Source organism: Pseudomonas sp. MEJ108 (assembly GCF_030208985.1).
Lineage (GTDB): Bacteria > Pseudomonadota > Gammaproteobacteria > Pseudomonadales > Pseudomonadaceae > Aquipseudomonas > Aquipseudomonas fragariae.
The window spans coordinates 12,257-28,496 of sequence record NZ_JARVSW010000057.1 but is presented as its reverse complement, the minus strand read 5'-3'; the positions used below and the strand labels follow the sequence as shown (position 1 = coordinate 28,496).

1 protein-coding gene is annotated in these 16,240 nt (G+C 62.4%); it reads right to left on the bottom strand.

The genetic code is table 11. The features are described from left to right. Window positions 1-4 precede the first annotated feature (4 nt). Window positions 5-16,147: a syringopeptin non-ribosomal peptide synthetase SypA gene (sypA, locus tag QRN50_RS21925; RefSeq protein ID WP_285427611.1), complete on the bottom strand. Its 16,143-nt coding sequence runs from the start codon at window positions 16,145-16,147 to the stop codon at window positions 5-7. Between the last annotated feature and the right edge of the window lie 93 nt (window positions 16,148-16,240).

Here is a 16,240-nt window from a genome sequence, read left to right as displayed (position 1 = left end):
ATGCTCACAGAACAATCTCCATTCTTTCCGTCGTTGCCGCGTATTCCAAAAGGGTCGGGTGCTCGAAGAGCGACTTGACTTCAGCTTCCAGGCCTTCCTGGCGCATGCGTTCCATCAGGCTCACAGCGAGCAGCGAGTGGCCGCCCAGTTCGAAAAAGTGGTCATGTCGTCCAACCTGCGAGACGCCCAGCAATGCTTGCCAGATCTCGGCGATCAGTATTTCTCTCTCGCCTTGCGGAGCTTCATAGCCACGGCTGATCAAAGCGCCCTCGCCCGGCGCAGGTAACGCCTTGCGGTCGAGCTTGCCGTTGGGCGTGAGGGGCAATGCATCGAGACGCACATAAGCCACCGGGACCATGTAGGCCGGCAACTGCCCCAGCAGCCAGCCGCGCAGGCTGTCGATGGCCGGTTCCGTTTGTGCGGACTGAGCCGTGTAATAGGCCACCAGGCGTTTGTCGCCGGGGACGTCTTCACGGGCGGTGACTACCGCGTCCTGCACTGCAGGATGCTTGGCCAGACAGGCGTCGATCTCGCCCAGCTCGATACGGAAGCCACGGATCTTCACCTGATCATCGTTACGGCCCAGGTATTCGATATTGCCGTCCGGCAAGTAGCGACCCAGGTCGCCGGTGCGGTACATGCGTGCTGCTGGCTGCGGGCTGAAGGGGTCCTTGAGGAAGCGTTCGGCGGTCAGGTCATCGCGATTCCGGTAACCTCGTGCCACGCCCGCACCGCCGATATAGATCTCACCCGCAACACCCAGTGGAACAGGTTGTTGCTGTTCGTCCAGCAAGTAGAACCGGGTGTTGCCCACCGGTTTGCCGATGTGCGCAGCGAAGCCGTCTTCGCGATCCATCGCCACCCAGCTCGAGTAGGTAGTGGTCTCCGATGGACCATAGAGATTGCACAGGCGCTGCACGCCGGTTTGCTCGAACAGCACCTCGACCAGACTGCGTTTGAGCGCTTCACCGGCAACGTTGACGGTGTGGACTGACTTCGGCAGGCCGTCCGTCTCCAGCAGCGCCTTCAGCGCCGAAGGCACAGTGTTGATCAGCCTGATATCGTCATCCAGATGCTGCAGTTCCAGAACGTTCCTGACGACCTCGATGCTGCCGCCTGAAGTCAGCGGCGCGAAGCATTCGTAGACCGCGAGGTCGAAGTTCAGCGAGGTAGAGAACAGCGTTTTTTCCAGCGCCGAGTTGTTTGTACCAGCGTCGAAAGCCGCGTGCGCCCAGGTCAGGAAGTTCACGGTATTGCGGTGCTCGATCATCACGCCCTTCGGCAAGCCGGTGGAGCCCGAGGTGTAGATCAGGTAGGCCAGATGCGCCGAAGTCAGCCCCGGCACCCGCGGATTCTGGACGGATTCGTCCTGCCAATCGCTCAGGTCAAGATTGATGACAGGTACCGAAACGTCGGCCAGCAAGCCCTGAGTAGCGGTTTGAGCCAGCACGGCTGCCGGAGCGCTGTCCTGCAACATGTAAGCAATTCGTTCCACCGGATACGCCGGATCCAGCGGAACGTAACCGCCGCCCGCCTTGAGAATCGCCAGCAAACCGACGACCATTTCCGCGCCGCGTTCAACACAGATTCCGACTCTGGAATCCGGCTGAACACCCTGCTTGATTAACGCATGGGCCAGGCGGTTGGCCTGCTCGTTGAGCGCGCGATACGTCAGGCGCTGTTTGCCGTGGACTACTGCCAGCGCTTCCGGCGTGCGCTCGGCCTGTGCTTCGAACAAGCCATGAATGGTCTGTTCGTGCGGGTAATCCAGCTCGGTATCGTTGAACCGCACCAGCAACTGCTCGCGCTCGGCAGCCGGCAGGATCGGCAGGCTGTCGAGGGCAGTGTCCGGCGACTGTTCCAGCGCAACGAGCAGGTTTTCCAGCGCGGTCTGCATGTACCCGCAAACCCGCCCGGCACCGACCTTGCCGGTTACCAGCACTGATAACCGGAAACCATCGCCCAAGTCATCGACGTTCAAGGTCAGCGGGTAGTTGGTGCGTTCCTCGCCACTGCGCACCTCGATACCGCGCCAGGCCTCAATCGACTCGTCTGAGGGCTCTGCCACGGCACTGTGACGGTAGTTGAGCAGCGAACTGAACAGTGGCAATGGCGCCGCCACGCCGCTGCAACGCTGCGCGAGCACCAACGGCGCGTGTTCGTGGCCGAGCAACGCAGTGAGCCGGGCATGGGTCGCCCGCACCCCGTCCCGTGCACCCTGCCCGGCCAGATCGACGCGCAGCGGCAAGGTATTGATGAACATCCCCAACGCCCGGTCGGCGCCTTCGCCACTCTGCATGCGGCCCATCAGCACAGTACCGAATATCACTGTTTGCCTGCCCGATACCTTGCTCAACACCTGAGCCCACGCCAGATGCACCAGGCTCGCGGCACTTACTCCCAACTGGCGGGCCTGGGCACGCAGGCGCAGATTGAGCTGAGCGTCCAGTGTCAGGCTGCTGTCTTCGATATCGCGGCCGTCGCCCTGCACATCCAGCAGGCCGAACGGCAGCGTCGGTTCGTCTATGTCCCCCAGCAGTTCGCGGAAAAACGCTTCATGGGCCTCGCGGCTCACGCCCAGGCGAGCCTGGGCCACATAATTGCGATACGGAATGGCGGCGTCGAGTTGGTCAGCCTGGCCGAGCAAGTGTGCCTGCATGTCATGCAGCACAACCTCCATCGCCGTATGGTCGAGGACCATGTGATGGAACAGCAGGATTGCCACCCAGCGCTGGTTGGGCGAATCTTCGGCGAAGACCACACGCAGCAGCGGTGCCTGGCTCATGTCCAGACGCGAATGGCGAGGGTCGAAGCGCTGTTGCAACTGATTGATGACCGCGCCGTCGGCCGGGTCGAGTTCGATCTGCTCCAGATGCAGGCGAGCCTGCCGCCAGACGACCTGCATCGGTGTTTCCAGACCTTGCCACAGCACTGCGGTACGCAAGATGTCGTGACGGTCGATCACACTTTGCAAGGCGTCGACAAAGGCGTTCAAACGCTGGCGATCAGCGATCTCGAAGAGCGTTTGCAGAACGTACGGGTCGCCTTGTTCGGCAGCCAGATGGTGGTAGAGAATCCCCTCCTGCAATGGTGCCAGCGGGTAGATGTCTTTCACATTACTGGCGCCACCCGGCACGCTGGCGACAATACGGTCGATAGCGACCTGATCGAGATCGGCCAGTGGCAGCATCTGCGCAGTGATGCGCGTGCAATCGTCCGGGATGGCATTTTCCGGGACTGTTATTTCACTTCCGCCACCCACCGCTGCAGCCAGCGCTGCCAGGGTTGGCTGGCCGAACAGCACGCGAACGTCAGCGCTCAAGCCGGCCTGGCGCATGCGTTCGATGAGGCTGACGGCCAGCAGCGAGTGCCCGCCCAGTTCAAAGAAATGGTCATGTCGACCGACCTGCTCGACCTTGAGCACCTCGGCCCAGATGGTCGCCAGCAGGTGTTCCACCTCGCCCTGCGGCGCTTCGTAGCCACGGCTGACCAATGCCTGTGCATCGGGTACAGGCAGCACTTTGCGGTCCAGCTTGCCGTTGGCTGTCAGTGGCAGCGCATCGAGGCGCACATAAGCTGCGGGCACCATGTAGTCCGGCAAGCGGGCTTGCAGATGACTGCGCAGGGTTTCGATTTCCAGCGTTTGCTGTGGCTCACGCAGGGTGAAATAGGCGACCAGGCGCTTTTCTCCTGTGTCCTGCCGCGCCAGCAACACGGCTTCGTGTACCGCAGGGTGCGTGGCCAGAACGGCCTCGATTTCACTCAGTTCAATACGGAAGCCGCGAATTTTCACCTGACCGTCGTTACGGCCCAGGTATTCCAGATTGCCGTCGGCCCTCCAGCGTCCCAGGTCGCCGGTGCGGTACATCAGCGCACCGTCATGCCCGCTGAATGGATCGGCGACGAACTGTGTGGCGCTCAATTCATCACGGTTCAAATAGCCCTTGGCCACCCCCTGCCCGCCTATGTACAGCTCGCCGGGCACGCCCACCGCCACCGGTTGACGCAAGGCATCGAGTACATAAACCTGGCTGTTGGCAATCGGCCGGCCGATCGGAATGCCACCGTGGTCTGCCGCAGTGATCTCGTAGGTCGTGGAAAAGGTCGTGGCTTCGGTCGGGCCGTAGCCGTTGAGCAGATGTTGCGGCGCGCCCTGTGCCAGGACTCTGGCGATGACCGCCGGGTCCAGCACATCGCCGCCCACAATCAGGTAGCGCAAGCCCGCAAAGACCTCCATCAGGCCGTCGGCATATTGATGAAACAGGCCGGCGGTGAGCCACAGCACGCTGACCGACTGCGCCAGCAACAGCGCCCGGAATGCCTCCTGCGAGAGTAATACCGACTGCTCGACCACGATCACGCAGCCGCCGTTGAGCAGCGGTGCCCAGACATCCAGTGTGCTGGCGTCGAAGGCTGGATTGGAGGCGAAAGCCACGCGATCCTGCCCATTGAAGTCCGCGTAGCCGTTGTCGATTACCAGACGACTGATGGCACGGTGCGGTACCAGCACCCCCTTGGGCGTGCCGGTCGAGCCGGAGGTATACATGATGTAGGCCACAGAATCGGCGCAGGCCGCAGGATTCGGGTTGTCTGCCGGCACCGTGCTCGCTGGCCGGGTGTCCAGGTCCAGACGCTGCGTGCCCGGATCCAGGGTTTCAGTGCTGTAGGTCAGCACCAGCACCGCCTGGCTGTCTTGCACCATGAAGGTCTGACGTTCCTGCGGGGCATTGATGTCCAGCGGTACGTAGATAGCCGCACACTTGAGCACGGCAAGCTGGCTGAGCACCAGGTCGATGGACCGCGGCAACAGCAGGGCCACGCTGTGCCCCGGCTGCACGCCCAGCTCCAGCAGTTTTGCCGCCAGACGGTTGGCCTGAAGGTTCAGCTCGTGGTAACTCAGAGTCGTCGCATCATGCGCTACTGCCGTGGCCTCAGGCGTGCGCTCAGCCTGAGCCTCGAATAGCGCGTGCACGGTCATCTGCCGTGGTGAATCGGTAGCCGTGGCGTTGAAGTCGGCCAGTACCTTCTGACGCTCCGCCGCTGGCAGGATGGTCAGGCTGTTCAGCGGCGCCGCAGGCGTTTGCTCCAGAGCCTGAACGAGTTGCTCAATCGCCGCCTGCATGTAATCGCACAGCCGCTGCGCACCGATATCGGCAGTGATCAGCACCGACAATCGGAAGCCATCGCCTGTATCGTCGACATTCAGGGTCAGCGGGTAATTGGTGTTGTCCTTGGCGTTGAAGGTCTCGATCCCTTGCCAGGCGGCTTCGTACTGCGCCGTCATCCTGGTCTGCGCCATGTGCCGATAGTTGAGCAGCGCGCTGAACAGGGGTGCCGGTGCAGCGACACCGCTGCAGCGTTGGGCAAGCACCAGCGGCGCATGTTCATGGCCCAGCAAGGCGGTCAGTTGCTCGTGAGTTGCTTTTAATCCCTCGACCACCGTTGCTGCGCCGACATCGACGCGCAGCGGCAAGGTGTTGATAAACATGCCCAGGGCACGGTCGGCGCCATCACCGGCCTGCATACGGCCCAACAATACCGTACCGAACACCACCTGCTCGCGGGCTGAGACGCTGCCCAGCACCCGCGCCCAGGCCAGGTGCATCAGGCTCGCGGCGCTGACGCCCGCCTGCCTGGCCTGAGCCCGCAGACGCTGGTTCAGTTCTGTGGTCAGGGTCACACAGGCCTCTTCGATGTCGCGGCCGCCGTCCTGAACATCCTGTAACCCGAATGGCAGCGTCGGTTCGTCGATATCGCCGAGCATGTCGCGGAAAAACGCTTCGTGTCGGGAATCGCTGACACCCAAACGGGCCTGGGCAACATAATTGCGATACGGCACTGGCTCGCCCAAGACTGCGCTCTGGCCAAGCAGGTGCGCTTGAACTTCATGCAGCACTACCTGCAGCGAGGTGGCGTCGTTGACCATGTGGTGAAACAGCAGCATTGCCAGCCAGCGGTCGTTGAGCGGGTCGTGGCTGAAGACAATCTGCATCAGTGGCGCCTGACGCACATCGAGGCGGTAATGCCGAGGATCGAAGCGCTGGTGCAATTGCTCATCGACCGGGCCGTCCGCCGGGTCGAGGAACAGCTCGGTGACTTGCAGTTCGGCCCTGCGCAGCACCACCTGCGCCGGCTCGTCGAGACCTTCCCACAGCACGGCGGTGCGCAGGATATCGTGGCGATTGATCACGCCTTGCAGAGCGCCGCTGAAATCGTCCAGTCGCGCGCGGTCACATAACCCGAACAGTGCTTTCAAGGTGTAGGGGTCACCCTCTTCGGCACTGATGTGGTGATAGAGAATCCCGGCCTGCAAAGGCGCCAGTGGATAAATATCCTGCACGTTCGCCATGCCGCCCGGCACGCTGGCAGCCACCAGGTCGATCTGCGCCTGGGTCAGACTGATCAGCGGCAGCAAGTCCGGGGTGATGTGTTCGCAACATTCTGGAATCAGGTTGGCCGGCACTACAACTTCCGTTCCGCCGCCGACTGCCGCTGCCAGCGCCGCCAGAGTAGGCTGGCTGAACAGCACACGGACATCGGCACTCAGGCCGACCTGACGCATGCGCTCGATCAGCGTCACCGCGAGCAGCGAGTGGCCGCCCAATTCGAAGAAATGATCATGACGCCCTACCTGCTCGACCTGGAGTACGTCGGCCCAGATCGACGCCAGCAGGGTCTCGACTTCGCCTTGAGGGGATTCATAGCCACGACTGATCAGCGACTGCGCATCCGGCACTGGCAGCGCCTTGCGATCGAGCTTGCCGTTGGCAGTCAGCGGCAGTGAGTCGAGTTGCACATACGCTGCCGGCACCATGTAGTCCGGTAACAAGCCATGCAGATGGTTGCGCAGGTGTTCGATGTCCAGCGCAGTTTCAGCCTGCTGCGCTGTGACATAAGCCACCAGACGCTTGTCGCCGGGCACATCCTGACGGCACAGCACCACGGCTTCGCGAACATCGACGTGTTCGGCCAGGCGCGCTTCGATTTCACCCAGTTCAACGCGGAAACCACGGATTTTGACCTGATCGTCGTTGCGACCCAGGTACTCCAGATTGCCGTCGGCACGCCAGCGAACCAGGTCGCCGGTGCGGTACAAGCGAGCCTGCGGGTCGCTATCGAACGGGTCAGCTAAAAATTTCTCAAGGGTCAGCTCATCACGGTGCAAATATCCCCTGGCGACACCCTGCCCGCCGATATACAGCTCGCCGGGTACGCCCAACGGCACTGGCTGGCCTTGGCTGTCGAGCACATACAGGCGAGTGTTGCCCACCGGTTTGCCGATAGGGATCGAGCCATTGTCGACCGACACAATCTCGTAAGTCGCGGAGAATGTCGTGGCTTCGGTCGGGCCATAACCGTTGAGCAAATGCTGTGGGGGGTTGTTGGCCAGTACCCGTCCAATAACGGCAGGGTCCAGCACATCGCCGCCGACAATCAGGTAGCGCAGCCGCGAAAAGGCTTCGCCCAGACCCGTGGCGTATTGATGGAACAATCCGGCGGTCATCCACAGTACGCTTACCGATTGTTCCAGCAGCAGGCGCTGGAAATTCAGTGGCGAGAGCAAGTCGTGCTGCCCGATCACCACCACACAGCCGCCGTTGAGCAGCGGTGCCCAGACGTCCAGGGTGCTGGCGTCAAACGCCGGGTTGGAGGCAAACGCCACACGATCCTGAGCGTTGAAATCGGCATAACCGTTGTTGATCACCAAGCGACTGATGGCGCGATGCGGCGCCAGCACACCTTTCGGAACACCCGTCGAACCAGAGGTGTACATGATGTAGGCGATACTTTCGCTGGACTGCGGTAATGCCAGATCAGTGTCTTTCAGACCGTCCAGCGTCAGGCCGTCGAGATCGACACGCTGAGTGCTGGCTGTCAGCGACATCCGGCTGAGGGTCAGCAGGACACGCGCCTGGCTGTCCTCGATCATGAACGTCTGTCGCTCTACAGGCGCGTTGACGTCCAGCGGCACGTACACCGCCGCGCACTTGAGCACTGCCAGCTGACTGGCGAGCAAATCATGGCTGCGTTCCAGCAGGATCGCCACGCTATCACCCGGCTGCACACCGAGCCCCAGCAGATGCCGCGCCAGGCGGTTGGCTCTGTTGTTGAGTTCGGCGTAGCTCACGGCAACACCGTCGTGGATCGCCGCGCAAGCTTCTGGGTGCGCACGCACCTGAGCTTCGAACAGGCCATGCACGGTCTGTTGCTGCGGGTAATCCCGCGCGGTGTCGTTGAACGCCACCAGCAGTTGCTGGCGTTCGGCTTCCGGCACCACCGACAGGTCACGCACGGCTGAGTCCGGCGCGGATTCAAGGGCCTCGACCAGATGGCTCAAGGCGGTCTGCATATAACCGCAGATCCGCTGGCCATCGAATCCGGCAGCCACCTGTACGCTCAACAGGAAACCGTCGCCCTGATCGTCCACCGACAGGGTCAACGGGTAGTTGGTCCTTTCGCGTACGCCGAGCACCTGGGTATCCGCCCAACGCTCGCCACCGCTGGCTTCGCGTGCCGGGCTGTGGCGGTAGTTGAGTAGCGCGCTGAACAGCGGCGAGGCTGCGGCCACCGCGCTGCAACGTTGAGCCAACACCAACGGCGCATGTTCGTGGCCGAGCAATGCGGTCAATCGGGCGTGGGTCTGACGCACGGCCTGACGCACGGCGCAGTTACCGACATCGACCCGCAGCGGCAAGGTGTTGATGAACATCCCCAGGGCGCGGTCAGCACCCAGGCCGCTTTGCATACGTCCCAGCAACACAGTGCCGAAGACCACGTCTTCACGTCCGCTGGCGCTGCCCAGCACTCGCGCCCAGGCCAGGTGATGCAGGCTGGCTGCACTCACTCCCAGTTGCCGCGCCTGAGTACGCAGACGTTGACACAGATCAGCCGGAAGAGCGTGGCGAACCTCCTTGATACCCTGCCCGTCACCCTGCACTTCAAGCAGGCCGAATGGCAGGGTCGGTTCATCGACATCACCGAGCATCTCGCGGAAAAACGCTTCGTGTTGCTTGCGACTCACGCCCAGACGAGCCTGACCCACGTAATTCCGGTAAGGCATCGCCGCCGGCAGTTGCGCTGCGGTGCCTTGCAAGTGGGCGAGCATTTCTACGCTCATCACGTCCAGCGCGGTGTGGTCAAGGGCAATGTGGTGGAACAGCAGGATTGCCACCCAGCGCTGGTTCTCCGAGTCCTCGGCAAAGGCCAGGTGAATCAGCGGGGCCTGATTGAGATCGAGGCGGTACTCGCGTGGATCAAAACGGCGTTGCAACTGAGCGACGATATCGCCGCCGTGCTGGGCCAGGGTGATCTGCTCCATCGACAGTTCGACCCGGCGCAGAGCCACTTGCAGCGGATGTTCCAGACCCTCCCAGACGAGCGCCGTGCGCAGGATGTCATGGCGATCGATCATCGCCTGCAAGCCTTCGGCAAAGCGCCGTACGTGTGCCGGGTCGCGCAGGGCGAAGGTCGCTTGCAGCAGATACGGGTCGCCCTGTTCAGCCGCGATATGGTGATAAAGAATGCCTTCCTGCAACGGTGCAAGTGGGTAGATGTCCTGCACGTTCGCCGCGCCACCGGGAATGTCGGCGACAATGCGTTCGATACTTGCCTGGTCCAGCGCGGTGAGGGTCAGCATGTCCGGGGTGATGTGCCTGCAGCCCCCGGGAATGCCATTGGCGGGCACTTCGATCTCGATGCCGCCGCCCACCGCCGCCGCCGCCAGTGCAGCAAGGGTGGGCTGGCCGAACAGGACGCGAACGTCGGCACTCAGGCCAACCTGGCGCATGCGCTCGATCAGCTTCACCGCCAGCAGCGAATGACCGCCCAGCTCGAAGAAATGGTCCTGCCGACCGACCCGCTCCACACTCAGCACTTCGCACCAGAGCGCGGCCAGCGTGGTTTCGGTGTCGCCGAGCGGCGCCTGATAGTCGCGACTGACGAAGGCATCGGCCGACGGCTGCGGCAACGCACGACGATCCAGCTTGCCATTGGGCGACACCGGCAGTTTTTCCAGGTGCACATAGGCTGCCGGGATCATGTAATCAGGCAGCAGTGCCTGTAAATGCAGGCGCAACGGGTCGGCCTCGGGCACAACCTGACCGGCCTGCACGCTGAAGTACGCCACCAGGCGCTTTTCACCGGGAAGGTCTTCGCGGGCCAGCACCGCTGCATCGCGCAAGCCAGGATATTGACCGAGGCGTGCCTCGATTTCCCCCAGCTCGATACGAAAGCCACGGATTTTGATCTGGTCGTCATTACGGCCCAGGTAGACGATTCTGCCGTCCGCCTGCCAGCAACCCAGGTCGCCGGTCTTGTACAGACGTGTGCGTGGGTTGCCGGCATCGCTGGCGGCAAACGGATCAGCGATAAAGCGTTCAGCGGTCAGGTCATCGCGGTTCAGGTAGCCACGGGCGACACACGCGCCGCCGATGTACAGTTCACCCGCAACGCCCACCGGCACCGGACGCATGTGTTCGTCGAGCAGGTAGATGCGGGTGTTGGCCACCGGCTGGCCAATGCTCGGCAAGGTTGGCCAGGTCTGTGGGTCGCCATCCAGGGTCAGCGCCGTGACCACATGCGACTCGGTCGGACCGTAGTGGTTATGCAGGCGAGCGTCGTTCAGACGGGCGAAGAACTGGCGCATCGGTTCGGTGATTCGCAGTTGTTCACCCGCAGTGATCACGTCCTGCAACAGGCACTCAGGCTGTTCGGGTTCGGTGACCACGGCCTCGGCCAATGCGTGCAGGGCAATGCACGGCATGTACAGGCGTTCGATACGTTGCTCGCAGATATGCTCGAACAGGCGGCGGAAATTCAGTCGGGTATCAGCGTGGATCAGCGACAGCTCGCCACCTGCGCACAAGGTGCTGAAGATTTCCTGAAAGGCCACATCAAAACCCAGTGCTGCGAACTGCAAGGTGCGTTGCCTGGGGCGCGAGTCCTCGACACTCTGAGCGATCTGCCACTGCATCAGGTTGACCAGCGGCGCATGGGGCATGGCCACGCCTTTGGGCTGACCGGTAGAGCCCGAGGTGTAGATCAGGTACGCCAGGTGCTGTGCGCCAAGCCCCGCGGGATGCGGATTGGTCACCGGCGCGCGGCCGATACCGTTCTCGGCGCGGGCGTCAGCTTCCAGCAGCAGCACCGGCATGGCGGCCTGCGCAAAGCGCTCGCGCAAACCACGTTGGGTCAGCAGCATTTTCGGTGCGCTGTCCTCGAGCATGTAGGCCAGGCGTTCTTCAGGGTAGGAAGGGTCAAGTGGCACGTAGCCTGCGCCGGCCTTGAGAATGCCCACCAGGCCGGCGATCATTTCCAGACTGCGTTCCACACAGATCGCTACGCGGTCATCAGCGCCAACGCCTGCAGCGATCAACCGATGGGCAATCTGGTTGGCCCACTGATTGAGCTCGGCGTAGCTCAGGCGCTGGCCTTGGTAGGTGACCGCCACCGAATCCGGTTGCGCAGCCGCCTGGGCCTCGAACAGTTGGTGCAGCAGAAGGTCTTGCGGGTAGTCGCGATCGAACGCGTTGAAGTCCTCCAGCAATTGACGACGCTCGTGCGCGGGCAACCAGTCGAGGCTGTGCAAGGGAGCATCGGGCCGGCTGTCCAGCGCGTCGGCCAGTTGCTCCAGCACGGTGTGCATGTAACCGCAGATGCGCCGGGCATCGATTCCGGCCACCGCCTGAACGGTCAGGCCGAAGGAATCGCCGAGGTCGTCCACTGATAGCGACAATGGGTAGTTGGTGCGTTCTTCACCGCCGAGTACCTCGACACCGGCCCAGGTTCTGGTCTGCCCCGCCTGTTGAGGTGTCTGGGCGCCGACCGCGACATGGCGGTAGTTCATCAGCGCACTGAATAAAGGTGTCGGTGCTGCCACGCCGCTGCATCCCTGGGCCAGGGACAACGGTGCATGCTCATGACTGACCAACGCCGCCAACCGTGCGTGGGTGGTGCGCACAGCGGCCTCAACGCCCTGCTCTCCGGCAGCGACGCGCAATGGCAAGGTATTGATAAACATGCCCAAGGCCCGCTCGGCGCCTTGACCACTGAGCAGGCGGCCCATCAGCACGGTACCGAAGACCACATCCTGACGCCCTGACAGGCGCCCGACCACCTGTGCCCACGCAAGGTGATGCAGGCTGGCATTGCTGACGCCGAGGCGCCGGGCATGGGCGCGCAGGCGTCCGGCCAGCTCCGGGTCAACCGGCAACAGGGCTTCGTCCACTCCGCTGCCGTCGCCTTGCACGTCTTGCAGGCCGAACGGCAGGGTCGGCTCGTCAACATCGGCGAGCATGTCGCGGAAAAACGCTTCGTGCTCCTCGCGGCTCATGCTCAATCGCGCCTGAGCCACATGATTGCGATACGGTACCGACGCTGGCAGATGGTTGCCGCGTCCTTGTCTGAACGCCTCGATCTCTGCGCCCAGCAGGGCCAGCGAGGTGGCGTCATCGATCAGGTGATGGAACAGCAACACCGCCACCCAGCTTTGGTTGACAGGATCTTCGGCGTAATGCAGGCGCATCATCGGTGCCTGATGCAGGTCCATGCGTATCCGTCGTGGATCGAACTGTGCCTGCAACTGGGCCGCGACATCACCCTGGTCCGGGTGCGGCAAAAACGCCTCGACCCGCAGCCGTGCCTGACGCCAGACCACCTGCACTGGCTCGTCGAGCTCTTCCCAGGCTACCGCCGTGCGCAGAATGTCGTGACGGTCAATGACTTGCTGCAAGGCCTCCGTGAAGTCCAGCAGCTGCTCGAAGCTATTGAACCGCAACAACGCCTGCAACAGGTACGGATCACCCTCTCCACTGGACAAATGGTGGTAGAGGATGCCCTCCTGCAACGGCACCAGCCCATAGATATCCTGCACGTTGCTCACCCCGCCCGGCACTGCGGCGACCACACGGTCGATTTGTGCCTGGGAGAGCCGGGCCAGGGGCAGCATGTTCGGCGTTATACGCTGGCAATCGGCGGGAATCCTGCTGGCTGGCACCTGCACGTCTGTGGTCTTGCCGCTGGCGGCCGCCAACGAGGCCAGGGTCGGCTGGCCGAACAGTACGCGCACGTCGGCATTCAGACCGATGTCGCGCATGCGCTCGATCAGTTTTACCGCCAGCATCGAATGCCCACCCAGTTCGAAGAACTGGTCATGTCGGCCTACCTGCTCGACGCCCAGCAGCTCTACCCACAATGTGGCCAGCCTGGTTTCCACCAGGCCCTCCGGCGCCTCATATTGACTCCGGGCGAAGGCCTCGGCAGTTGGCACCGGCAGTGCCTTGCGGTCGAGCTTGCCGTTGGCAGTCAGCGGGAAAGCCTCCAGGCTGACAAAAGCGCTCGGCAGCATGTGCTCGGCCAGCGATAGACGCAGCTGTTCACGCAACCAGGTAGCGTCCGCTTCCTGCCCGGCGGTGCCGATGACATAGGCCACCAGACGCTGGTCGCCCGGTTCGTCTTCACGTACCACAACCACGGCGTCACGCACGCCTTCGCAGGCACTCAATTGGGTTTCGATCTCGCCCAGCTCGATACGGAAACCGCGAATCTTGACCTGTTCGTCGTTGCGCCCCAGGTATTCCAGGCTGCCGTCTGGCAACCAGCGACCCAGATCGCCAGAGCGGTACATCCGCGCACCGGGTGCCGAGGCAAACGGATCGTCGAGAAAGCGCGTCGTGTTCAATTCATCGCGATTGAGGTAGCCACGCGCCACACCTGCCCCGCCGACGTACAACTCGCCGACTGCACCCGGTGGCAGCGGATGGCCATAGGCATCCAGCAGATAAAGCTGCAGGTCAGGAATGCGTTTGCCGATCGGGCTGGCGCCGACTCGCTCGGCGTCTTCGGGCTGCAACGGGTAATAGGTCACATGCACCGTGGTTTCGGTGATGCCGTACATGTTAACCAGTTGTGTTGAGGCGTTGACTTTACGGGCGTACCACGGCTTGAGCATCGCTGTTTCCAGCGCTTCACCGCCGAAAATCACCTGGCGCAGCGAATGCACCTGCTCTTTGTCGCCCTGGGCCGCAATCAGTTGGCGGAACGCACTCGGCGTCTGGTTGAGCACCGTGACCCCGGCGCAGCACAGCAGGTCGTGGAAGTCTTCAGGCGAACGGCTGACCAGTTGCGGCACGATCAACAGACGCCCGCCGTGCAGCAGCGCGCCCCAGATTTCCCAGACCGAGAAGTCGAAGGCAAACGAATGGAACAGCGCCCACACGTCCTGTTCATTGAAACCGAACCAGTCCTGGGTGGCCGAGAACAGCCGTGCAACATTACGATGCTCGACCATCACGCCCTTGGGCAGGCCGGTGGAACCGGAGGTATAGATCACGTAGGCAAGGTCGCTGGGCCTGACCGATACCTGCGGATTGCAGGCGCGCTCGTCCTGCAGGTCGACATCATCGAGATAGATAAGCGGCACATCCGACAACGGCAATGCCGGCTGTACTGACTGCTGGCTCAACAATGCTACCGGCGCACTGTCGCCGAGCGTGTAGGCCAGGCGCTCAAGCGGGTAAGCCGGGTCCAGAGGCACGTAACCGGCGCCGGATTTGAGGATGCCCAGCAGGCCGATAATCATTGCCGGACCGCGTTCGACGCAGATGGCCACGCGATCGTCAGGGCGTACACCCAAGGCCAAAAGACGATGGGCGACCTGATTGGCACGCGCGTTGAGCTCGCCGTAGCTCAGGGTCTGCTCTTCGAACACCAATGCAGCGGCGTCCGGGCGTTCTGCGGCGCGGGCTTCAAATTGCTGGTGAATCGTCAGGTCATTGGCAAAATGTGGCTGACCGGCATTCCACGTCTGCATCTTGAAAGTGTCGGTCATGCCGGTCAGCGAGAAGCAATGCACAGGCAGGTGCGGGTTCGCCAGCCCCTGCTCTATGACATGCTGCAAGCGCTCGGCAAGGGGGGCGATTTCGTCGTGCTGAAAATATGCCTCGTTGTAGATGTAGTGCAGTCGCGATTCAGCCTCGTAAGCGTTGGTGCGCAGGTGGATGGCCAGCGGCGTCTGTTCGTGATTGTTCGAAGATTTGACGGCGTGGGCGGTTGCCTGGCCGAAGCGCAGCAGGTGATTGTTGCGCTCATAGGAGAACGTCAGATCGAACAGTTGCGTGCGCTCGGCACGGCGTAATTCAAGCAAACGGTTGAGGTCGCTGACCGGAAAGCGCTGGCTGCGGTAATCCTGCTTGACCGCCCGGCAGATGCCCAGGACCAGCTCGGCGAACGGCAGGTCGACACTGAATTTCAGACGCACTGAGCTAAGCTGGGTAAAGAGCCCGAGGGTCTTTTTGTAGCTGGCATTGGGGCGATTGAGGATCGGCAAGCCGATAACCAGTTCGTCACGCTGATAGGCGCGGGTGAAATACACGTACAGCACGGCCAGCAAAACATGGAACGACGAGGCGTTCATGCTCAGGGCCAGATCGTCGATCTGCTGTTCCAGGTCACGGGCCAGACCGTAGCTGAGGTGGCCGCTGCGGCTTGGTGCTTCGTTCTGAATCTGAGCCGGACGCGGGCGTGGCACCAGCAAGGGCTCGGGAATGTCGCGGTACTTGTCCAGCCAATAGGTTTGATCGAGGGCAAAACGTCGCGATCCGCGATACTGGCTGTCGTCCTTGATGAAGTCGACATAGGACGGTGCCGTCAGATCGGGCGTGTGCTGATCGTGCAGCGCGTTGTAAAGCTCACTGAGCGACGCGCAGAGCCCGTCGATGCCCCAGCCGTCGAGTGCAATGTGGTGGGCGTAAATCATGCAGTAGAAGCGCTGTGCTTCGAGCTTGAGCAAATGTATACGGAACAGCGGTTCGCCATCGAGCCGGAACGCACGCTCAAGCTGACCCTGCATCCAGTGTTCGGCAGCCTGAAACGGATCGTCCTGCCCTTGCAGGTCAATCGGTGTCACCGGCATCGGCATGCTCGTGGCGAAGGTCTGCAGCGGCACGCCCTCCTCGTCACGCTGGTCAAGCAGGACCATGCGCAGGGCGTCGTGTTTTGCAATCAACAGGTCCACGGCCCGCTGGAACAGTTCGTAATCGAGGGCGCCGTCGATCTCCAGATGGCCGCCGATGTTGTATAACGGCGAGTCGCCCTGGGTCATCTGATCCAGCCAGATATTGCGTTGGGCAGCGGTCAGGGCAAGTGCCATACATTTCTTCTCGCAAAGGGGCGGCCTCGCCGCGCGCAAAAGGCGGCGGCAGCCGGTAGTCAGGTCGTGGCCAGGGAGCAACCGGCTTCATGC

Bases quoted from the DNA above. Each gene is read 5' to 3' on its own strand.
- sypA (WP_285427611.1), bottom strand. From the start codon at position 16,147: ATGGCACTTGCCCTGACCGCTGCCCAACGCAATATCTGGCTGGATCAG.